This window comes from Pedobacter sp. GW460-11-11-14-TSB4, from assembly GCF_059423705.1.
This window is the reverse complement of record NZ_JBWKYI010000003.1, coordinates 245,100-268,143: the sequence shown is the minus strand read 5'-3', so window position 1 is coordinate 268,143 and position 23,044 is coordinate 245,100. Positions and strand designations below refer to the sequence as shown.

General features: G+C 40.1%; 17 protein-coding genes. 13 read left to right on the top strand and 4 right to left on the bottom strand.

Translation table 11 applies throughout. From position 1 onward, the window contains the following. Positions 1 to 10: 10 nt before the first annotated feature. From AC07YT_RS05590 to AC07YT_RS05575, 4 genes are all read right to left on the bottom strand, one after another. Complete coding sequence (locus AC07YT_RS05590) at positions 11 to 3,217, bottom strand: SusC/RagA family TonB-linked outer membrane protein (RefSeq protein WP_494945204.1); 3,207 nt, start codon at positions 3,215 to 3,217, stop codon at positions 11 to 13. 503 nt (positions 3,218 to 3,720) lie between these two features. Continuing rightward, positions 3,721 to 5,367, bottom strand: coding sequence for a protein-disulfide reductase DsbD family protein (locus AC07YT_RS05585; protein ID WP_086547210.1), 1,647 nt, complete (start codon positions 5,365 to 5,367; stop codon positions 3,721 to 3,723). Positions 5,368 to 5,381: 14 nt separating this feature from the next. Next, the gene (locus tag AC07YT_RS05580; RefSeq protein ID WP_086547209.1) at positions 5,382 to 5,831 is read right to left on the bottom strand and encodes a protein-disulfide reductase DsbD domain-containing protein; all 450 of its coding nucleotides are present in this window, start codon (positions 5,829 to 5,831) and stop codon (positions 5,382 to 5,384) included. A 26-nt stretch (positions 5,832 to 5,857) separates the two neighbouring features. Beyond that, a complete protein-coding gene (locus AC07YT_RS05575; RefSeq protein WP_086547208.1) occupies positions 5,858 to 6,904 on the bottom strand; it encodes a PLP-dependent cysteine synthase family protein in 1,047 nt (348 codons plus the stop codon). Positions 6,905 to 7,104: 200 nt separating this feature from the next. On the opposite strand from AC07YT_RS05575, the gene AC07YT_RS05570 reads away from it, so the two are divergent. From AC07YT_RS05570 to AC07YT_RS05510, 13 genes are all read left to right on the top strand, one after another. After that, the gene (locus AC07YT_RS05570) at positions 7,105 to 7,572 is read left to right on the top strand and encodes an Lrp/AsnC family transcriptional regulator (protein ID WP_086547207.1); all 468 of its coding nucleotides are present in this window, start codon (positions 7,105 to 7,107) and stop codon (positions 7,570 to 7,572) included. 187 nt (positions 7,573 to 7,759) lie between these two features. Then, a complete protein-coding gene (locus AC07YT_RS05565; RefSeq protein WP_086547206.1) occupies positions 7,760 to 8,338 on the top strand; it encodes a Crp/Fnr family transcriptional regulator in 579 nt (192 codons plus the stop codon). Positions 8,339 to 8,430: 92 nt separating this feature from the next. After that, complete coding sequence (locus AC07YT_RS05560) at positions 8,431 to 8,967, top strand: YceI family protein (RefSeq protein WP_086547205.1); 537 nt, start codon at positions 8,431 to 8,433, stop codon at positions 8,965 to 8,967. 10 nt (positions 8,968 to 8,977) lie between these two features. Further along, positions 8,978 to 9,196 carry a tautomerase family protein gene (locus AC07YT_RS05555; protein WP_086547204.1) on the top strand — a complete coding sequence of 73 codons (219 nt, stop codon included), beginning with the start codon at positions 8,978 to 8,980 and terminating at the stop codon, positions 9,194 to 9,196. Positions 9,197 to 9,204: 8 nt separating this feature from the next. Next, a complete protein-coding gene (locus AC07YT_RS05550) occupies positions 9,205 to 9,951 on the top strand; it encodes an SDR family NAD(P)-dependent oxidoreductase (protein WP_086547203.1) in 747 nt (248 codons plus the stop codon). Between the two features lie 74 nt (positions 9,952 to 10,025). Further along, positions 10,026 to 10,406, top strand: a complete 381-nt coding sequence (locus tag AC07YT_RS05545; protein WP_086547202.1) for a nuclear transport factor 2 family protein — start codon at positions 10,026 to 10,028, stop codon at positions 10,404 to 10,406. Position 10,407: 1 nt separating this feature from the next. Next, the gene (locus AC07YT_RS05540) at positions 10,408 to 11,475 is read left to right on the top strand and encodes an NAD(P)H-dependent flavin oxidoreductase (protein WP_086547201.1); all 1,068 of its coding nucleotides are present in this window, start codon (positions 10,408 to 10,410) and stop codon (positions 11,473 to 11,475) included. Between the two features lie 275 nt (positions 11,476 to 11,750). Then, entirely contained in the window at positions 11,751 to 12,341 is a 591-nt protein-coding gene (locus tag AC07YT_RS05535; protein WP_086547200.1) for an RNA polymerase sigma factor, read from the top strand. 162 nt (positions 12,342 to 12,503) lie between these two features. Then, positions 12,504 to 13,649: a FecR family protein gene (locus AC07YT_RS05530; RefSeq protein WP_086547199.1), complete on the top strand. Its 1,146-nt coding sequence runs from the start codon at positions 12,504 to 12,506 to the stop codon at positions 13,647 to 13,649. A gap of 224 nt (positions 13,650 to 13,873) precedes the next feature. Then, positions 13,874 to 17,275 (top strand): TonB-dependent receptor, encoded by a 3,402-nt coding sequence (locus AC07YT_RS05525; protein WP_494945203.1) that lies wholly within the window; start codon positions 13,874 to 13,876, stop codon positions 17,273 to 17,275. A gap of 13 nt (positions 17,276 to 17,288) precedes the next feature. Next, on the top strand, positions 17,289 to 18,941 hold the full coding sequence (locus AC07YT_RS05520; protein ID WP_494945202.1) for a RagB/SusD family nutrient uptake outer membrane protein: 1,653 nt from the start codon (positions 17,289 to 17,291) through the stop codon (positions 18,939 to 18,941). 277 nt (positions 18,942 to 19,218) lie between these two features. Continuing rightward, a complete protein-coding gene (locus AC07YT_RS05515) occupies positions 19,219 to 19,923 on the top strand; it encodes an RraA family protein (RefSeq protein ID WP_086547196.1) in 705 nt (234 codons plus the stop codon). 34 nt (positions 19,924 to 19,957) lie between these two features. Then, positions 19,958 to 22,876 carry a glycoside hydrolase family 2 protein gene (locus AC07YT_RS05510; RefSeq protein WP_086547195.1) on the top strand — a complete coding sequence of 973 codons (2,919 nt, stop codon included), beginning with the start codon at positions 19,958 to 19,960 and terminating at the stop codon, positions 22,874 to 22,876. Positions 22,877 to 23,044 lie beyond the last annotated feature (168 nt).

The window sequence follows — 23,044 nt, the reverse complement described above, 5'->3', positions numbered from 1 at the left end:
TTACACTCTGTTAGAAACTTGCGTTAATGCCAAATACCACACCTCTGTTAAAAGTGGAACCACCCAAATCCGGATCGATCCATTTTATCTTAGAATAAATTAAACCCGGATTAACCATCTGGGCATAAACCCGTAATCTGGATAGTGTTAATTTTTTGGTGATGTTGTCGGCAAAATTATAGCCCAAGGATATATTTCTAACCTTGATAAAAGACCCATCCTGATAGTTCATCGAACTTTTAAACTGATCGCCCGCTGCACTACCATAATTAGGTGCAGGATAATCGTTGGTTGGGTTGGTAGGTGTCCAGTAATCTAATACACGTTGTGCAAAACGGCCCTGTAATGATTCGGCGCCCGTTGCGATCAGGAAATTATATCTGGCAATAATAAAAACAGATAAATCGAAACCTTTGTAGTTAAACGTGTTGGTAATACCACCGCTCCAGCTTGGTGTATAACGGCCTAATACCTGACGGTCGCTGTTGGCATCAATTTTATGATCGTTATTTAAATCCCTTATTTTAATGCTTCCTGGTTTAAAACTGGTTCCATTGGCATTAAATAAGGCTATTTCTTTTAAATCATCAGGTGTATCTTGCCAAATGCCATCTTTAACATAATCGTATGCTACACTGATCCCGTTTCCGATAAAGAAAAGATCGGCAACCATGTCGCCACCATTCAGTTTAACAATCTCGTCTCTGCTGGTCGAAAAATTCAGGGTAGATTCCCAGCTAAAATCTTTTGTTCTAACGTTAACCGTATTTAAAGTTAAATCGAGGCCTTTGTTTTTAGTTGAGCCAATGTTATCATAAGAGGTAGGATAGCCGTTTATGATATTGATTTTTTTGAGTAAAATTAAATCGGTGGTTTTAGATTTATAAAGATCTAATGAACCGCTTATTCTTCCTTGCAGCAGGTCGAAATCGAGACCTAAATTATATTGTTGGGTTTTTTCCCAGCTTAACAATTTGTTTGGGAATGAAATTGGGTTTGCCAAAGAAGCATCTGATGCCACGTAACCGATTTGTGCAGCACTGCCAAAGGTATAGGTTAAGGGTTGCAAAAGACCCAATGTACTACCAATATCTACGGATGAGTTACCGGTACTACCCATGCCAAGCCTTAATTTCAATTGGCTTACCCATTTAATGTTTTTCATAAAATCTTCCTGATCCATGCGCCAAGCCAGGGCTGCTGAGGGGAAAAAATCCCACTTGTTGCCTTCTGCTAACTGCGATGCCCCATCGGAACGTAACGATGCGGTTAAGAGGTATTTACTATCAAAACTATAGTTTACCCTGGCCATATACGATTCAAGTGTTGATTTTCTAAAATCAGTATCAAATCCATCCAGTGCGGTAATACTTCCTGCCCTTAATCCATACCAGAGTGGGGCAATCAAATTTATTTTACTGCCTGTTAGAGATGAAGATTCATCTTGAAACAGTGAAGAACTCTGCAATAAGGTTACTCCAAAACTGTGTTTATTAATGGTTTTGTCGTAATACAATAAATGATCGAGGGTATAGGCAAACTTATTGCTCTGGTTTAACTGTGCATAATTGTTCACCGAACCCGGTATGCCTGCATCGCGGTTTACCGATTTTGCATCCTGGTATTTTCCGTTATAGAAATTAGAAAAATCAGGGCCAAAATTGATCCGGTATTTTAATCCTTTTACAATGTTTACTTCAGCAAAAGCCGAACCTAATGCCCTTAGGGTTTTACGGAGATTAATGTTGTAATCGGCCTCCAGAATTGGATTCTGAATATTGATATCACCTCCCGGCAGGTTAATTCTATTGCCGCTCGGATCGTAAGGGATAGCCATAGGAAGCATACCCCTTGCAGCCGCATAAATATTACCAGCGCCCGAAGCACTGGCTGCAACGAAACCATAGTTTTGAAGGCTATAGGTGGTGGTGATGTTAAGTCCCATTTTAAACCATTTCACCGGATTAATTTCTACACTTAATTTACCACTATATCTTTCAAAATCCTGACCCAGCTGTGTGCCGGTTTGGTTCAGGTAGCCGAATGATCCATATGCTTTCATTTTTTCGGTACCACCACTTACACTTAATACATGATCCTGGGTAATTCCGGTTCGGGTAACCAGATCGCCCCAATCGGTAGTCGGCACCAAACTGCCATCATAAACACCATTTGCCCAACCCTTTTCGATGTTCTCGAGTACGTAAGGGTCTCCGGCGAAAATTTCCCTGTCTTTCGCCAAAGTCGCTACAGTTGGATATTTCCTGGTATCACTGGCTGGTAATGCCCTAAATGCATCGCGGCGAAACTCAATATATTGTGCCGAATTCATCATTTCCATCCTGTCGTTTAACGTTTCGATGGTTGCCGTTCCCACATAATCCATGGTTAACCTTCCGGTTTTACCTTTTTTGGTGGTTACCAGTACAACGCCATTGGCACCTCTCGATCCATAAATGGCCGTTGCAGAGGCATCCTTTAAAATGTCGATATTTTCGATGTCGTTAGGGTTAATGGCATCGATCCCACCAGCTTGCAGCGGAATACCATCTACCACGAACAAAGGGGAGTTACTGGCTTTTAATGACCTAAGGCCACGGATTTTAATATCTCCAACCTGACCCGGGCGTTCATTAGAGGTAATATCTACACCTGCCGCTTTGCCCTGCATGGCTTGTAAGGCATTGGTTACAGGTCTCGATCTGATTTCTTTAGCGCCAACACTTACAACAGCTCCGGTTAAATCACTTTTCTTTACCGTATTATATCCCACGACTACAACTTCTTCGAGGTCATTTGTCGAACTCTTTAATTGAATGCTAATCGTTGTTTTTCCTTCAACGGGTACTTCCTGTGTGGTGTAACCGATATACGAAACCACCAAAACCGGGTTGCTCACCGTTGATGGAATAGTAATGGAAAAAGCACCGTTGGCATCGGTAGAGGCCACCAGCGTAGTACCCTTCAGTCTGATGCTCACACCAACTAAGGTTTCACCTTTTTCGTCAACAATTTTTCCTTTCAAGACTACGTCTCGTTTGCTCATTGAGCTGTTTGTAGTTACCGTTGAAAGTGCTGCTTTTCGATGACTGGAAGCTGCATTTGCAGTGCTCGCCACACACAGCAGGCAGAATACAGACATACCCGTAAGCAGGATTTTCTGGTGTGAAAAGCCTTTTCGTTGCTTAAGTTTTTCTGGATAAAAATTAAGATCCATAATTTTATTGGTTTTGTAAATATTTGGTTAGTTGGCCAAATAGCATATTAGATGTATGTGCTATCTGTTTTGAGGGCATATGATTAGGCAATTAATCCATTGTTTTTTGGATGCATGACCTGGTTGTACGATGAAAAATGAGTTAGTTTTTAATGTTTTGGCTATGATTGCTTTTCTTTTGTCTTACGTCTTTAAAAGACCATAAAGAGGTAATTTGATGCAAACGATTGCATTTTGCTGGTGTAATTTTTCTTGCTCATATAGGTATTGATTATACTTGGTTATACGAGATTAGAACTTTTATTTGGGTAATCCGTCCTGCTCTATCCTGTAGGAGGGATCTGATCTGCGAAATAAAAGATAAAGAATGATGTAAAGAGCAGTGTGTTCGGTCTGTTGTACCGGAGAAAATCGTTAAAAACAAAGACAGGCCATCCGGCACTGCCTCTGAGTCATTAACTAAAATTAAATCAACGCTGGCGGTTTAACGCTACCCGACCTGTTTATTGAAAAGCGTTTAATCCGCTTATTAAGAATTTTTTATAATTGGCTACTTCGAAATCTGCCCCCTGCGGTTGGGCCAGTAGGGTTTCTGTTTTAGGATCGAGCAGTACATAAAAAGGCTGTGAATTGGACTGGAATTTCCTGGCCTGCAGATCGCTCCATTTTTTGCCAATCGTATTGAGTTTTCTTCCCTCCGGGCTAATCACTACATCATCCGGGGCCAGTTCCGATTTATCATCCACATATAACTGGATCAGTACATAATCATCGTTGATCATTTTATATACCTCTTTGTCGGGCCAAACATTGGCTTCCATTTTCCTGCAGTTTACACAGGCACGCCCGGTAAAATCGATTAAAACAGGTTTGTTTAATTTTTTTGCTGCGGCCAAACCTTCATTATAATCGAAATAGGCGTTCAGCTTCAACGGTGCATGAAATTTATCTGCGTATTTATGTGGACCGTCATTTGTGGTTTGTTTTCCGGCTAACAAGCTGGCCGTATACAGATCGAAATCCTGTGTTTCCTGTGGTGGGAGGAATGCCGATACGCTACGTAAAGGTGCACCCCACATGCCTGGGATAAGGTATATGGTAAAAGCCAAGACTATGGTGGCCAGAAAAAGCCTCGGTACGGAGATAAATGCCAGCGGACTATCATGCGAAAACTTCAGTTTGCCCAAAAGATAGATGCCCATCATCCCAAAAATGACGATCCAGAGGCTTAAGAATATTTCGCGGTCAAACCATTCCCAGTGGTAGGCGAGATCTACATTGCTTAAAAATTTTAGCGCAAAGGCGAGCTCCAGAAAACCCAACACCACTTTTACACTATTTAACCAGCCACCAGATTTGGGCAGTTTGTTCATGGCCGATGGAAATAACGCAAATAAAGCAAAAGGAATAGCGAGTGCCAAAGAGAAGCCAAACATGCCTATGGCCGGGCCCAACAAAGCTCCGGTGGTTGCTGCCTGTACCAGTAAAGTGCCAATAATAGGGCCAGTGCAGGAGAAAGATACCAGAGCCAATGTTCCGGCCATGAAAAATAATCCTGCAAGGCCTCCTTTATCCGAATTGGCGTCCATTTTATTCACCCAGGAAGAGGGAAGGGTAATTTCGAATGCGCCTAAAAATGAAGCCGCAAAAACAACCAGCAGTAAGAAGAAAAAGAAATTGAATATACCATTCGTAGACAGGCTGTTCAGGGCATCGGCACCAAAAATTACCGTTACCAAAAGGCCAAGCACCACATAAATGAGGATGATGAAAAAGCCATAAAGTGCTGCACGCCGAAAAGCCTTTCCTTTTTCTGATCCTTTGGTAAAGAAACTTACGGTTAAGGGCAGCATGGGAAAGATGCAGGGCATCAGCAAGGCGGCTAAACCGCCAACAAAACCTGCAATAAAAATTCCCCACAGGGTTTTGTGTTCTTCTTTTTGTGGAGCAATAGTTTTTTGAACAGTTGCAGGTGTACTAACGGTTGTTTTCAGATTAGAATCGACCGCTTTAACTGTGCTGTCAGCTGTTTCAGGTTTAATCTCTGTAAAAGTTAAGTCATCGGTATTGGTGCTGTCTTGTGCATATCCATTTAAGGATATTGCACAACCTAACAGCAAGCCGAGACAGATTTTTTTTAAGGATATCATATGCGCTGCCAAACTTATTTTACGGGAATGCTAAAATCTACCTGTTCTGGTGGCAAACATTGTTTGTCATCGCATACCATGAACTCGACGCTACCTTTAACAGTCGCGGTTTTGCCTTTTAACTTGACCTTTTGCTGGAATATTACCGATTTTTCGAAATAACTCACATCCATTTTAAAGGTAGATTCGTACTTGGTAACTGCTTTTGGTTCGGTTGTGTACCCAACTAAGCTATAAGTACCCGATGATGGAAAGGTAAAGGTTGTTTTAACCGGACCACCATCCTTAACAAATTGCGAATAGAGGTGCCAGCCCTGGTCTACAGTAGCTTTTATAAATAGAGTGGCCGTAGTAGCGCTTGTTCTTTTTGCGGCGTAACTCCAGGTTACGGGTTTTAAAATCTGGCTGTATGCGCTGATGCTGATTAGGCATATCGCACATAATAAAAAGGTGATTTTTTTCATGTTGTGGTTTATTGGTTTATTTATTATTAATGTAATCTGCTAAAGGCCTGGTAATCGATAAAATCGACTTCAGGTGTGAGGTATCCGGCTTTAACAGGTTCTACCTTCATTAAATCGGTACTTAAATATTTTTTATTACTGTCAGAAAAGATGGTCACTACACAGCTGTCTGCACCCATTTTTTGCTGTTGTTTGATGGCCCCGATTACATTTGCACCTGAAGATATGCCTACGGCCAGTCCCAGTTTTTCGGCGAGTTTTTGTGCCATCAGGATGGCATCGCCATCGTTTACCTGCAGCACTTCATCCAATTCGTTCAATTTGACTATTTCGGGGATAAATTCATCCGAAATGCCCTGGATCCTGTGGCTGCCCACTTTATAACCAGTAGTTAAGGTTGGCGATTCGGCGGGTTCTAATGGATGTATTTTAATATCTGCATTTTGTTTTCTTAAGAAATTCCCTACGCCCATAATGGTTCCTCCGGTACCTACTCCGGCAACGAATGCATCAGGTGAAAGGTTTTTCAGTCGTAACTGCTCCCAGATTTCCTTACCCGTGGTATGTTCGTGTGCTTCAGGATTGGCAATATTCTCGAACTGCTTAGGCAGGAAAATATTTGGATCGCTTGCGGCCATCTTTTCTGCAAGTTTAATGCTGCCGATAAAACCACCTTCTTCTTTGCTCACCAGAATAATTTCTGCGCCTAAACTTTTAATAATGTCCATGCGCTCCTTACTTAACCAGTTTGGCATAATGATGGTAACCGGATGCCCCAAAGCCTTGCCAATGGCAGCAAAAGCAATTCCGGTATTTCCACTGGTTGCCTCAACAATCCGGTCTCCAGCTTTAATTTTACCTTCGGCATAAGCTTTTTTTAAGGTATAAAGTGCCATCCGGTCTTTAATACTACCCGTTAGGTTGTAGTGTTCGCATTTAACATAAATTTTGCCCAGGCTACCTTGATAGGTGTAGGTGAGTTCGAGCATAGGCGTATTACCAACCAGAAGTGATAAATGTTCAAATTTTCCCTCCATAGCAGAAGTCATTTTATTTCTTGTTAATGTGGTCATGGCTGTTGATTAGATCGGATAGCAATGCTTATTTTGATCGGTTTTTTATTTCGGTAAAACTCAGTATTATAATTTTTTATGTCAATACATGTTGTTTTTTACAGAAAATTTCTGCTTTTTTGATCATTATATAATTTTTATTTCAGTTTGAACTGATTTTTTTAACATCCATTATATCTTTTTTCAATTTATTCACCTAGATGACACACGGAGATTTAGACCAGGTTGATGTAGAAATATTAAAATTGCTGCAACATGATGCCGCTTTAACCAATAAAGAGGTATCATTGAAGTTGCATAAATCTATCGCTACCATCCACGAACGCATCAGAAGATTAAAGGAGCAGGGCTACATTAAAAGAATTGTAGCGATTCTTGACCGGAAAAAAATCAACAGAAATCTGATTGCCTTTTCGCATGTATTACTGAAAGAGCATACCGCTAAAACCCTGATCGAATTCGAAACTGAAGTTTCTAAGTTTGGTGAGGTTATGGAATGTTTGCAAATGACAGGCGCACATGATTTCATTCTCCGTATTGCCACAAAAGATATGGATGATTACCACGAATTCTTGCGGAACAAACTGGCAACACTGCCCAATATTACCACCGTTCAAAGTTATTTTGTCCTCTCAGAGCCTAAAAGCGAAACGGCTTATCCTTTGTAGTGTTGGTTTTTGGTTTATTGGTCATTGGTTTATTGGTGATTAGTCATTGGTTAGGGGTTAATTGTGTAAGTCGGTTAACTGGTTATGGTCTCATAGACTCTGGACTCCCGACTTCAGACTTTGGACTTCGGACTCTCAACTTCGAACTCCCGACTAATCCCAATAATTCTTACCTTTATTTCCAGCCATGGATCCCAAAGAAATACTGAAAGCGCATATTTCAAAAACTGCTACATTAACCGACGAGCAGTTCGACTATTTGTTTTCCCATTTCACGCTGCGGTCTTTTAAAAAAGGGCAGGCTATCATTAGCGAGGGAGATAAGGTCGATCACGAATATTTTGTGGTTTCTGGTTGTTTGAAAGCTTTTTTTATCAACGATGAAATCAAGATGTATATCCTGCAGTTTGCCATGCCTACCTGGTGGACTTCAGATTATGGCGCCCTGTATAATCATACCCGTGCAACCATCAGCGTAGATTGCATTAGCGATGCGGAGGTATTATGCCTATCTAACGATAACCGCGAAAAAGTCTGTAGCGAAATCCATCAGGCTGAGCATTTTTTCCGCTGGAGAACAAACAGGGGATATCTGGCTTCGCAAAAAAGGCTGTTATCTTTTATGAATAACGATACCAAAGCCCGTTACGAAGAACTTTTGACCATGTATCCTCAACTCTATAATCTCGTACCCAAACATTTAATTGCTGCTTATTTGGGTGTTTCGAGAGAAACCCTGAGCAGGCTTTACAACGCACACAAATAAGGCTTGCAGAATGTGATGTAGATCACCTAAGTCCCGTAAATTTCCTCCTTTACTTTGTGTTGTCAAATCACTAACGATTGATAAACAAAGAAATGGAAACTACAAAATTTGAAATTGTAAGCGCTCAAAGCAGTATCAACTGGACCGGTAAAAAAGTAACCGGAGCGCATAATGGAACTATAGCCATTAAATCGGGTACATTAACTTTAAACGATGGTAAACTCAGCAATGGGAACTTTATTATCGATACCACGTCCATCATCATATTGGATGTGACCGACCCTGCCACCAACGCACAGTTCGCCGGACATTTATTCTCTGAAGATTTTTTCGCCACTGATCAATTCCCGGAAGCCACATTTATGATCACAGCCGTTGATCAAACCAATGAAGATAATACGGTAATTACCGGCGATTTAACCATTAAAGGCATTACGCATGCAGTAATTTTTGCAGCAGATGTTGTGGTTAATGGAAATACGTTAACCGCTTCTGGTAAAATCTTTATTGATCGTACGAAGTACAACATGAAATTCAGATCAGGTAACTTTTTCACCAACCTTGGCGATAACCTGATCTATAATGAATTTGAGCTCGACGTAAAATTAACCGCGTCATTAACTATTTAATCGAAGAGCCATGCCATACGTAAAAATAGAAGTAACCCGCGAAGGCGTTACACGCGAACAAAAACAGACTTTAATTAGTGGGATCACCAAACTGATTAGTGAGGTATTGGATAAAGATCCAAAACTTACGCATATCGTAATTCAAGAAATCGAGCTGGATGATTGGGGCTATGCAGGCGAACAGGTATCGGTATTACGCAAAAAAGGAATAACAGCAAACAGGAAATAATCAACATCATGAAAACACTAACCATCATCATAACAGGCGCATCAACAGGTATTGGTCGTGCCATTGCAGCTTTATTTTTAAAACAAGGACACAATGTTGTAATCAATTCGGCTAATGAAAGCAATTTAATTAGGGCTTTCAACGAATTAGGGGCGCAGCATCAATTGGCCATGGTAGCTGGCGATATCAGTAAAGCTACTACTGGTCAACTATTGGTAGAAACTGCGGTAGCGCGTTTTGGTACTGTAGATGTGCTGGTAAACAATGCCGGTATTTTTGAACCAAAAGCATTTCTGGAAGTAGACGAAGCGCATTTAGATAGCTTTTTGAATATCAATTTGAAGGGTACTTTCTTTACCAGCCAAGCCGCTATAGCCCAAATGTTAAAACAGGATGGAGGCTCCATCATTAACATCGGAACCGTATTGGTAGACCATGCCATTGGAGGTTTTCCGGCAACAGCACCGATTTCGAGTAAAGGGGGCATCCATGCTTTGACCAAACAACTGGCTGCCGAGTTTGGTAAAAATAATATCCGCGTAAATGGTATCGCACCAGGCATTATCAGAAGCCCGTTACAGGAGAAAAATGGCATTAGTAATGCCGATGACCTTGCTGGTTTACATTTGCTGAACCGCATTGGCGAAACGCAGGATGTTGCTCAGCTCGCCCTGTACCTGGCAGAAAGTAATTTCGTAACCGGCGAAATCATCAATCTGGATGGAGGTCATGTAGCGGGTCATCATATGGGCTAAGTATAAAATTTAAAGCAATAACCAGGTATGCAAAGGAAAAGAATCAGCCCGAGCATACCTTAAAAATTAAAACCATGAACAATTACACCGAAAACGCAAATGCAATAGCAGAGGTACTGTCATCTTATTTTAAGGGAGTTTTTAATGGAGACACCGCACTGCTCAGGAAAATATTTCACCCGCAGTCTATATTGGCTGGTGATGTAAATGGCCTTCCATATTTTAAAACGCTTGATGAATATTTAGAAGGGGTTGCTAGCCGTAAAAGTCCGCAGGAGCTTAATGAAACATTCCGTATGGAAATATTGTCGATAGAAATTATCAATTCTATTGCAATTGCCAAAGTTCATCTGCCTATTTTTGATTTTAATTATTACGATCTTTTATCATTAAATCTAACTGATCGGGGATGGGTGATTGTGAATAAATTATTAACCAACGTAAAAATTTATTAGGATGTGGAATAGAACTAAAATAACCGAACTTTTAAAGATCGAATATCCCATTTTATTAGGTCCAATGGGCGGTGGATTTTCGACGCCCGAGCTTTTAGCGGCTGTATCAAACGCTGGTGGTTTGGGCAGCCTCGGCGCTTATACCTTAAGTCCTGAAGAAATTATCGAAAGTGATCAGCGCATCAAAACAAAAACAGATAAACCATACAACATTAACTTATGGGTAAATGATGTCGATGAACGATTAGTTAATTATCCATCAGAAAAAATAGAAAAAGTTAAAAGATTATTTAAACCTTTTTTTGATGAATTGAGCATCCCGATGCCTGATCTGGATACCCATATCCCTTCGAAATTTTTGAGACAGGTAGAAACCGTTTTTGAGCTGAAACCTGCTGTATTTAGTTTTATTTTCGGCATACCTTCAAAGGAAATATTAAACGAAGCGCGAAAATTAGGCATTAAAACAGTTGGTGCGGCAACCACATTAGATGAGGCTTTGGCATTGGAAGAAGCCCAGGTTGACGCCATTGTAGCAACGGGATTTGAAGCAGGCGGACATCGTCCTTCATTTCTTAAGCCAGCTGATGAATCATTAACAGGAACTTTTTCATTGATCCAGCAGGTAAAGGCGAAAACAAAAACACCCATAATTGCTGCGGGCGGTATTGCTGATAGTAAGGGGATACGTGCAGCACTAAGCCTTGGTGCAGATGCGGTTCAAATTGGCACCGCCTTTTTAGTAACCGACGAATCTAATGCCACGCCCATGCACAAGGCAAAACTTTTCTCTGATGAATCAAAAAACACAGTACTTTCTAAATCATTAACCGGGAGAATGGGCCGGATGATTGCTAACCGGATATCCACCGCGATTAACTATGAAACTGAGGTATTGCCCTTTCCATTGCAAACGCGGTTAATGGGGCCGTTAAGAGCCGCTGCTATTGAACAGGGAAAAACAGATATGTACAATTTCTGGTCGGGACAAAACGCGGTAAACTTAAAATATACTTCTGCAAGAGAATTAATGGGAGCGTTGATTAGGGAGATGGGGGTAGTTCGTTAGTCATTGGTTCATTAGTTCATTGGTCATTGGTTCATTTGTTCATTGGTCATTAGTTCATTGGTCATTAGTTTATTGGTCATTGGTCATTGGTTCATTGCTCATTGGTTCATTGGAAACTGATAACTATAAACTGAGGACTGCAAACTGATAACTGTTTCTTCCCTCATTTCCTTATTTTGTCTCTTCAGTAAGGCAACTTTTATGCTACATTGCGAAAAATATGTAAATTGAGCCGTTATTTTTTTGCTTAGTATTGCAGAGATATCCTTATTCTAATGAAACCTGATAATTTTCAACTATGGCCTGATAGTTTGCTTGTTAGCGATATGCAAAGCAATGACCGGTCTGCGTTCGAAAAAATCTACAACAGGTACTGGAGCAAGTTATATTTATCAGCCTATCATATTTTGCGCAATAAAGAGGCCTCTGAAGATATTATACAAGAAATATTCGTGAGCCTTTGGTTAAAACGTGCACATACTTCAGTCGATAACCTGAATAATTATCTGTTTACTTCAGTTCGTTTTCAGGTATTTAAGGCCATCAGAGACGGGAAATTACGCACCGATTTACTTCATGATACCGAACTTCTGGTAAGTCCGCACAATGCTGAAAATACCTTTGCCGAAAAAGAAATTGCACAACGCTTAGACGAGAGTATTGAGCAGTTACCGCAGAAATGTAAAGAAATTTTTATCCTGAGCAGAAAGGAACACCTTAGTGTAAAAGAAATTGCAGACCGCTTAAACATTTCACCAAAAACGGTAGAAAACCAGATTACCATTGCATTACGCCGCCTGCGCACCGATATGGGCGAATTCTTATTTTGGGCCATCCTCTTACTGGCCGGCATTTGGGGGAAATAAGTCAACACTCAGCTTATATTCGAAACAATTTCAATCCAATTGTTTACCATTACTTAACTTTGTTTAATTTTAATTTGCTGTTATATAGCTTGTTATATAAAATGTGAAATTTCTTTTGGGGGATGTTACCCATTTTAGGTACATACACCAAACCAGAAACGATTGAAAAAAGCAGAATTAATAAGATTAACAGAAAAATATGTAGCCGGTACAGCCAGTGAGGAAGAACGCCTGAAGTTAGAATCCTGGTACAATAATCAATTGGACCTAAAAAGTTTGACTGGTGAGAAACAGATTGATGAAGAGGAGCAGACTGAAGTGGGCGAAAAGATTTTTAATAAAATTAATCAACAGATAGATCAGCAAGAGATAAAACGTCCTAACCGGTATTTTTATCGCTTAGCTGTTGCCGCATCATTCATTGCCGTTTTAGGATTTGGCTGGTTTCTTTTGAGTGAACGTACGGATGTTAAAAAAATAAATACATCAGCCAGCTTAATCAAACCTGGAGGTAACAAAGCCTTTTTAACACTTGCTGATGGAACTAAAATCAATTTAGACCAGGCGGTAAACGGTACAATAGCTAAACAGGAGGGGATCCAAATTACCAAAACAGCCGACGGTCAATTAATTTATACCATTTTAGAAAATAAATCAGGCTCAGCGAAGCCGGGTTTTAACACCATCAGCACACCGGCTGGCGGCCAGTATCAGGTTACCCTTCCCGATGGAACTAAAGTTTGGTTAAATGCGCTGTCATCATTAAAATATCCGACCACATTTTTGGGTAAGTACAGAATGGTAGAGCTTGCCGGCGAAGGCTATTTTGAAGTAGCTAAAAATAAAAACAAGCCTTTTAAACTTAAAACAGCAAAACAAGAAATAAGTGTATTGGGTACACACTTTAATGTAAGTGCCTATGCAGACGATACAGAAGTTAAAACAACCCTGGTAGAAGGTGGTGTAGCGGTTAAAAACTTTAGTCCACTGGCTACAGGTTTATTAAAACCAGGACAGCAGGCCGTTTTTGAAAAGACGGGTTTCAAGGTGAGCAATGTGGATGTAGAAGAATATATCGCCTGGAAAAATGGCTTTTTCATGTTCAATAACGAAGACATTAAAGCAGCAATGCAAAAACTGGCCAGGTGGTACGATGTTGATATTGAGTACGTTGGCGATTTTGATGGAATTTATTTCGGAGGATCGTTTTCTAAACACAATAACCTGCAGGAAACCTTGAAAATTTTAGAATCAACAGATAAGTTTAAATTTAAAATAGAAGGAAGGAGGATTAAAATTTTAAAGTAAATATTAAGTTTTAATCTGAAAAACGGATTTCGAGTGCAATCGAAACCCGTTTAAAGCTTTAGATTAAAAAATTGTTCCAACAATAACCAAATAGTTAAAACATTGTAAATGTAATAGCAACTGCTATAAGCATTTAACTTAACCTAAAACCTAACAAATGTATGAAAATTTACGATTTTAATTTATACGGTAAAAGCTGTATAAAGAATAAAATTCTGTTATCTATGAAGCTAACCATATTATTGCTTTTTGTGGCCTTTTTACACGTTAATGCGGGCAGTTTTGCGCAAAAGAACATTACGCTTAACGAAAAAAACGCGTCATTACAAAAAGTGCTTAAAGCAATAAAAAGTCAAAGCGGCTATAATGTGTTTTTTATCCAGAGCGATTTAAAAAAGGCAAACATGGTGAGCATTGATATAAAAGATATGCCTTTAACTGAAGCTTTAAATCAATGCTTCAAAAATCAGCCATTAACTTATTCTATACAGGCCAATACGATTGTAGTTAAAGAAAGGCCTGCAAATATTGTCCCTGCCAATAAGCCTGAACAAAGTACACCTGTAAACAAGGTCATCGACGTGATTGGTACTATTTTAGATGAAATAGGCAAAGGTATACCTGGTGCCAGCATTAAAATAAAAGACAAAGAACAAGGCACGATGAGTGACGAAAGCGGAAACTTTAAATTGACTGGTGTAGCCGATGATGCCATTTTAGTTGTTTCTTATCTGGGTTATCAAACAAAAGAGGTAAAAGCATCAGCCACCGTAAAAGTTACTTTGGTGCCACAAAGCAATGATTTAAATGAGGTAGTAGTGGTCGCTTATGGTACACAGAAAAAATCGAGTTTAACAGGAGCAATTGCAACCATTACACCTAAACAATTAAAAGAGCGACCTGTAACCTCTATACAAAATGCATTACAGGGTATTTCCCCAGGTTTAACCATTTTGCAACGCCCTGGCGATGTAAGTGCAAGTGCTACAGGTGGTACTGCAGTAAATATTAGAGGAAGAAGCAGTTTGCAAGGTGCCGGTACCCCACTTTATATTATTGATGGTATTCCGGCCAGTTCGCAAGAATTTGCTACACTAAATCCAAATGATATTTCGGGCATGTCCGTACTAAAAGATGCATCTTCTGCAGCTTTATATGGCTCGAGAGCAGCTAATGGTGTGATTATGGTAACCACCAAAAGAGGTGGCGGAGAAAAAGCAACCATTGAGTTTAATGCCAATTACGGATGGCAATCGCCCACCCGTATTGCAAAATACTTAGGCTCGGTAGATTATACTACGCTTTATAATGAGGCGCTGACCAATGTTGGCCGTAGTCCAATGTACACACCAGCACAGATAGAGTTATACAGAAATGGTTCTCAACCAGATTTATATCCAAATACAGATTGGTATAAAGAAGTTTTAAGACCAAGTGCACCACAAGCAGATGTAAATTTAAATATCAATGCACCCGGAAAAGTTACCAGCAGTTATTTGGGTTTAAACTATTTAACTCAGGAATCGTTGATTCCAAACAAAGATCAGGACCGTTTTAATGCGAAATTAAATACGGAAACAAAGGTTATCGAGAATATTTTAAAGATTGGTACCAATATCTCTTTTATTAACCAGGCTTTCGATCGCTTGGGGAACTTAGCGTGGACAGAACTAAACCGTTCTTTGCCAACTACTGTTTTCCGTCAAAGCAATGGACAATGGGGATCGGTAAATAATGGTACTGTAGCCAGTAGCTCAATTCCATATCGTAACCAAGCCCGTATGATAGCTGAATCATCAAAAGGCAGTAACCGGAATAATTTGCTTCAAACTGCTGCGAATGCTACACTAACACCTTTAAAAGGTCTCTCAATAAATGGATTGGTTTCGTTAAAATTTACAAACAACAATAGCACGGCCTTTAACAATATCATGACGCCAATTAATAACTTTTTAACTGGTAATCCTATTGCGCTGCCTGCCGGACAAGGTACACAGAACGATTTAAGAGAGTATTGGTCTAAAAGAAAAGAATTGTTGGTTCAAGGTACTGCAGATTACGAGCGTACATTTGGAAAACATTATGGCAAGTTAACAGTAGGTGCGTCGCAAGAAAGTAATGTGCTTAGAAGCGCATTTCTTGGCAGAAGAAACTTTCCTAATAACGATTTAAGTACCATTATCAATGGTTCTGGTAACGGAGAAGATATTTTATCAGATAATAATAATGATGATATTATTGGCGGCGTTTTTGGCTTAGCCAATAGAACTGCTGCTGAAGAATGGTCAATGCGATCGATGTTTGGTCGTTTTAACTATGCTTTTAATGATAAATACCTGTTAGAAGTAAATGCCCGCATCGATTATTCTTCGCGTTTCCGTGAAGATGTGCGTAGAGCATTCTTTCCATCATTTTCTGCAGGATGGGTAGTTTCTAAAGAAGACTTTATGAAAAATATGACCTGGGTTGATAATTTAAAAATCCGGGGTTCTTATGGTTCATTAGGTAATCAGGACGTGGTTTCTGTTGGAAACTATTTTAACAGATTAAATGCTGGCTTTCAGTATAGTTTTGAAGGGACAGCCCAAGATGGAATCTGGCAGGCAGACGGATCATGGCCAACTACAACCTGGGAAAAAGTATACATGACCGATTTTGGTATAGACATGACTTTGTTAAAAGGTAAATTTGACATTACCGCAGATTACTACATTAAGGATACAAAAGATTTGTTATTACGTAATGCTGCCCTTGCAACCTATCCTTTAACTGTACCTTTTACCAATGCGGCAAGTACCCGCAATACTGGTGTAGAATTAGCCATTAACCATAACAACAGAATCGGAAAAGATTTTACTTTTAGTATTGGTGGTAACTTATCATTGATCAAAAGTAAAATCACCAAAATTGGAGACAATAATAACGATCGATTCGATGGTCAGTATATCCAGAGAGTTGGCGAATCGCTTGGATCTTTTTACGGTTATATTGCTGACGGTCTTTTTGTTAGTAATGAAGAGGTTGCTTCACATGCTTTTCAGGATGCACGTACCAGAGCCGGTGATATTAAATATAGAGATATAAATGGAGATAATGTAATTAACGCTGCCGACCGGACCATTATTGGTAACGATGTACCTTTTGTAAACTATGGTTTCAATTTAAGTGCGTCATATAAAGGCTTCGATTTTAATATCCTTACTTATGGTGTTGCCAAAGTAAAAACCTTTTTAGGGCAGGAAGCTTCAACGCCTTTCTTTAACGGTGCAAATGCCAAAACTCAGTTGTTAAACCGCTGGACAAAAGAAAACCCTGATCCAAATGCTGATTTCCCTAGAACATTATTAACCGCAGACGCTGGTCATAATATTGATCAACTTTCGTCATTCTACCTGTTTAGCGGCTCTTATTTCAGGGTAAGAGGCATTACTTTGGGTTATACTTTACCTCAAAATGCAGTGAAAAAAATTGGTTTGTCTAAATTAAGAATATACGGAACAACCAATAATCCTTTCACCATCATGGCAGATAAGCGCCTGAGTGATTACGATCCGGAATCTGCTTCAGGTCGTGGAGGTTACCCGGGTATTAAGACATGGTCGTTTGGTTTAAGTGCAGGATTATAAAATGATTACAAAAATGAAAAAGATATATATAATTACAAGTGTACTCTTATTAAGTGTTATTGTTTCTTGTAAAAAAGATTTTTTAGAAAGGCCACCATTAAACCAAGTATCGGAAGCTACTTTTTGGAAGAATGCCAATGATGTTTACCTAGCTGTAAATGGCGTTTATAGTCAGTTGCCTGGTGATGATATGGTATATGATGATGCGGCGGCAGACAATGCACATGCTCAATACCCTTGGGAGAGTTCGGCAACTTCAGTATCGTCGGGTAATGTAAATTCTACTTTAAATGCAGGTTGGGATTTTACAGCAATTGGCCGTGCCAATTATTTTTTAGATAATGCTGATAAAGTGACCAGCATGGATAAAGCATTATTAGACCGATATAAAGCTGAGGTACGTTTTATTAGGGCCAATGCTTATTTCTGGTTGATTTGTAAGTTTGGCGATGTGCCATTATCAACCAAAACAGTTGAGCTTGGCAGGGAAAATTTACCAAGAACACCAAAAGCCGAAGTATTAAAATTTGTAGTGGATGAATTAGATGCTATCGCTAAAGTTCTACCACAAAGTTATGCCGGCGGTAAACCAAACGAAAAAGGGCGCATTACCAAAGGAGCAGCTTTGGCCTTAAAAGCACGTGCTCACCTGTACGAAGGTCAGTGGCAATTGGCTGCAGATGCGGCAAGCCAGGTAATGACCTTGGGTTACGATTTGTATAAAGTAACAGCCGAAGATGCGCTTAACGCTAAGGATGATTACAGTGTTTGGGTAGATTTCGCAAATGCCGATGATGAGAAAAAATTCCGTTTAGGTCTCCGTAGTTATGAAGCCTTGTTTCATCAGGTGAACGAAGGAAATGTAGAAGTGATACTAGATAGACAGCGCATCCCACAACAAGATGCCAATTTCTTAAATACCTTGTTACCTTCAGGCGATCTTGGTGGCTGGGGCTCTATCGCGCCAACGCAAGAATTGGTAAATAGCTATCCAAGTTATAAAACCGGAGATTTAATTACTCCGCCATCGCAGGCACAAAGGGCAGCATGGTATAAAGCGAAAGATCCTGCATTTAAAAATGAATATAAAAACAGAGATCCACGCTTTTACGCCAGTATTTTATTCGATGGAAATCCTTGGAATGCCATCGAAGACGACTATTCGTTTAAATGGACTGAAGGCGCAGGTAATACAGCTTTAACGGGTTATAGCGTTCGTAAAATGGTTGATCCTAAAATTTATAGAGATCAGATTGACAACCACGCGAACAATATTTTAATTCGTTATGCGGAGGTTTTATTAACTTATGCGGAAGCTAAAAACGAACTAACTGGCCCTGATGCAACTGTGTATGATGCCCTGGATAAAATCAGGACGCGTGCGGGTATGCCAGTGGTTGATCGGACTAAATATGCAACACAAGAAACCTTGAGAGCATTAATCAGAAATGAAAGACGCATTGAATTGGCTATTGAAGGCCAACGTTATATGGATATCAGAAGATGGAAAATTGCCCCACAGGTAATGAAGCCAATATATAGCATTGCCGATGCGGCCAAACCGATCCAAGAAAGAACCTGGAATGATAAGTTGTATTTGATGCCAATCCCGCAAGATCAGATAGATCTCTCTAAAGGCGTTTTAAAGCAAAATAGCGGTTATTAGAAAATACACAACACAAATGAATAAATAAGGATGAATAGCGGCCAGTGTTTTACTGGCTGCTATTTTTTTGCCCTGATTTTTAATTTTGTTCAGTCGCTTATTAGCAATCAATATTTAATAAGATGAAGTATTTTGTCTTTTCAATTACTATAAAGATTGATGTTATGTTAAAAAAGTTTAATAAGTAGATAACTATGCTTAAATGTTTTCTCCGGTAATTATACATTTTTGAATAATTAATATAATACCCTACAATCATCCCAATATTCTATAAAAAATGACAATTAATACGACGGAGTGGCAAAATGACGATGAACTTTTTGAGGTAATAAAAACAGAACTTTATACTGCTGTTATTGGCGATATAATGGATAAGATGGGTTTGCTCCATCAGTTTTTGCCGCCACAGATACAACCTTTACATCCTGATATGTTTGTTGCTGGAAGAGCGATGACTGTGTTAGAGGCTGATGTTTTAGAGTGTGGGCAACATGAAAGCAGTAATCCCATTTTAAAAAAACCATTTGGTTTAATGCTCGAGGCGCTCGATGACCTTAAAAAACATGAGGTATATATCTGTACAGGTTCTTCCCCTAATTATGCATTATGGGGCGAGCTGATGAGCACAAGGGCACAGATGTTAGGTGCAGCAGGAGCCGTAGTAGATGGTTATTCGAGGGATACCAGAGGGATATTACACCTAAACTTCCCCTCATTTTCTTATGGCAATTATGCACAAGACCAGGCACCAAGAGGTAAAGTAATCGATTTCAGGGTGCCAATAGAAATTAAGGGTGTTTTAGTTAACCCGGGTGATCTGGTAATTGGCGATATAGATGGTGTTTGCATTGTGCCAAAACAGCATGAAGTGGAGGTGGTCACAAGAGCACTTGAAAAAGCCAGGGGCGAAAAAATGGTGCAGAAGAAAATCCTCGAGGGGATGAGCGCCAAAGAAGCCTTCGATAAATATGGTATTATGTAAAGAATAAATTCAAAAAGATAAATCAAACACACAAATGAAACTATTTTATAGAATTTTTACAGTTTTACTGGTTTTAGCGGGTGCGACACACGCACAAATTCAAAAAATCACCTATACCACAACCGATCAGCAGGTATTAAAACTTAACCGTATTTCACCTTCTGGCTCAAAACAGCCGGATAAGATCTCTTTGGATGGAACATGGCAGTTTTCTACCGATATCAACGCATTGCCTGCCGATAAAAATATTCAGGTGCCGGGTGAGTGGGTAATGCAGGGTTTTGAAGTAAAAAATTCGGTTTATGCCGGTTACAAAAAAAACTTCGACCTTCCGGAAAAGTGGAAAAACAAACGCATTAAACTCCGTTTCGATGCTGTATACAGTGATGCCGAAATTTGGGTAAACGGTAAGAAAGCTGCATCACATTTAGGTGGTTTTACACCTTTCGAAATTGATATTAACAATGTCGTAAAATGGGGCGCCAGTAACGAAATCCTCGTAAAAGTAAAGTCCGAAAGCAAAGCCGACTCCCTGGCAAGTGCATCTACCTATGCAGTGCATCCTTTGGGAGGGATTTCGAGAAAGGCATATGTAATGGCCCTCGCGCCAATCAATTTTGCCTATGCGGATGTTAAAACCATTTTGGATAAAAACTATGAAAACGCCACGCTGAATACGGATCTGATTATTGCCAATGAACAGGATAGTAAAACCGGGAATCTTGTTATAAAAGCAGAACTTTTCAAAACGGATGGAACGACAAAAGTGACTGAAAAAACGGTTACTGTTGATAAAAGTATGGCTAAAGGCGAATATTTACAGCAGAATATCAGTTTTGATGTAGTTAAACCTGCCAAATGGGATCCGGAACATCCTAATTTATATGTGGTAAAATTCAGCATTTTACAAGATGGTAAAGTGGAAGATGTCATCACCAAAAGTATTGGCTTCCGCCAGATAGAGGTAAGGGGGAACCGGGTTTTTGTAAATAACATGCCCATTAAACTTCGGGGTATATGCCACCACGAAACCATGCCTTTGCGTGGCCGTTCAGTTGGCGAAAACATGTGGGAAAAAGATGTTCAACTGTTTAGAGAAGGTAATGTAAATTATTTCCGTACCTCGCATTATCCGCCGGCAGAAGAACTGATTGATGCCTGCAACCGCCTGGGTATGTTTTTAGAAGTAGAAGCACCTTTTTGCTGGGCAGAAAATACTGCAGTACCAGCAGGAACAGAAATTTATCAAACCTTAATGGTCGATCAAACTTTAGATATGATTAACTATTTTAGGTCTAACCCAGCAGTACTCATCTGGTCGATGGGTAACGAGAGCGGTAAATACGCCGCCTATTTTAAAGAAACCGCTAAGTTGGCGAAATCGTTCGATCCAACACGCCCACGTAATTTTAGTCAGTATGGTCCCGATGCAGATGAAGGCGATCTGGAAATTACCAATCACCATTATCCGGGCCCAACAGGACCACAAACCTACAGGAATTATAAACGTCCGATTGTTTTTGATGAGTATGTGCATTTAAATGCCTATAACCGTTTAGAACTGGTAACCGATCCCGGCGTACGCGATGCATGGGGGATTGGTTTCGAAGCCATGTGGGAAAATATGTACCGCACCGATGCTGTTTTGGGCGGCGCAATATGGGCAGGTATTGATGATACCTTCTTTTTACCTAACGGAAAAACAGTTGGTTACGGCACCTGGGGGCCGCTTGATGGCTGGAGAAGACCAAAGCCAGAATACTGGCACATGAAAAAAATCTATTCGCCGGTAAAAATTAAACTGGCCAGCAACTGGAGCAATGGTAAAGTAGCCGTTGAACTGGAAAACAGATTACTTTTTAGCAACCTGAAAGAGTGTAAAATAGAATGGAGCGTAGCCAGTGAGAATGGATTAATTGAGGCCGATTTAAAACGAAACGGTAAAACCACAGCCAATGTTACCGTGAATAAAAAACCATTGCCAGGCGATAAAATGACGATTAAAGTTTACGATCCGCGTGGTGTACTCATTGATATTTACCAGTTTGCCATTGTACCAACAGTTACCGATTTAACTTTGGTACCCAAAACGGCTGGCCAGCCATGGACTTATACCCAAACCGGCAGCACTTTAACAGCTAAAAGTGGTAAGCTAAATGTTCAGCTTAATCTGGCTAATGGCGATATAGAACATGTAACCAACAACGGTGTAACGGTTTGGAATACCGGGGCACGATTAATGGTTTTGCCATTAACGGGCGAGGGCAGGGGAACGCAGATGACAGGTGAAAGCCAGCAATTTGATCCTTTTACCGATGTATGCAAAAACAGGATCGTTAAAGATATTAAACTGGATAAAACGAAAAACGGATTTACGGTTCACATAACAGATGTGTACAGCGAGGCCGGCGGAACCACAAGTTATACCTTTCTGGCTAATGGTAAAGTAAAAATCGATTATCAATATACCATCAAAAAAGAAGTTAACCCACGTCAATGGGGCCTTGTATTTGGAGTGCCAAACAGCTTTCAGGAGTTAGACTGGAACAGAAATGCACAGTGGGATTATTACCCGGCCGATCATATTGGCAGACCGATTGGTAAAGCACTGTTAAGCGCTGCTAACCAGGTTTCAGGTCCGGCAGGTCCATCTAAATTACCAACAACTGCATGGAACTTAGATCGAAATGATTTGGGTACCAACGATTTCAGGTCGACCAAAATGTATATCAATAAAGCAGTCTTAACCAACGGAGCATCTTCTTTTAATGTAAACGCCAACGGCCAGCAGCATATCAGGGCCTGGAAAGATGCACAAGGCATTAAAGCTTTGGTAGCAGGCTACAGCAATATGGGCGCCGAAAGGTTTTTTAGAGGGCACGCAGAAAAAATGGATCGCCCATTAAAAGCAGGCGATGTTATACAGGACAGTGTAACGCTTCAGTTGAAGTAATAAGTGGGTGTCGCCATTTCGATCGGATAATTGTCCTCGTTTGTAAGGAGGATAAAAAAGAAACACATTTTTAATGTGTGTGCATTAAGATTCCCGCCTGAGCAGGAATGACGAATGGCTCAGACTGACAACATGCCCATCTGCGACGTTATTCGGGACGATGAGCAA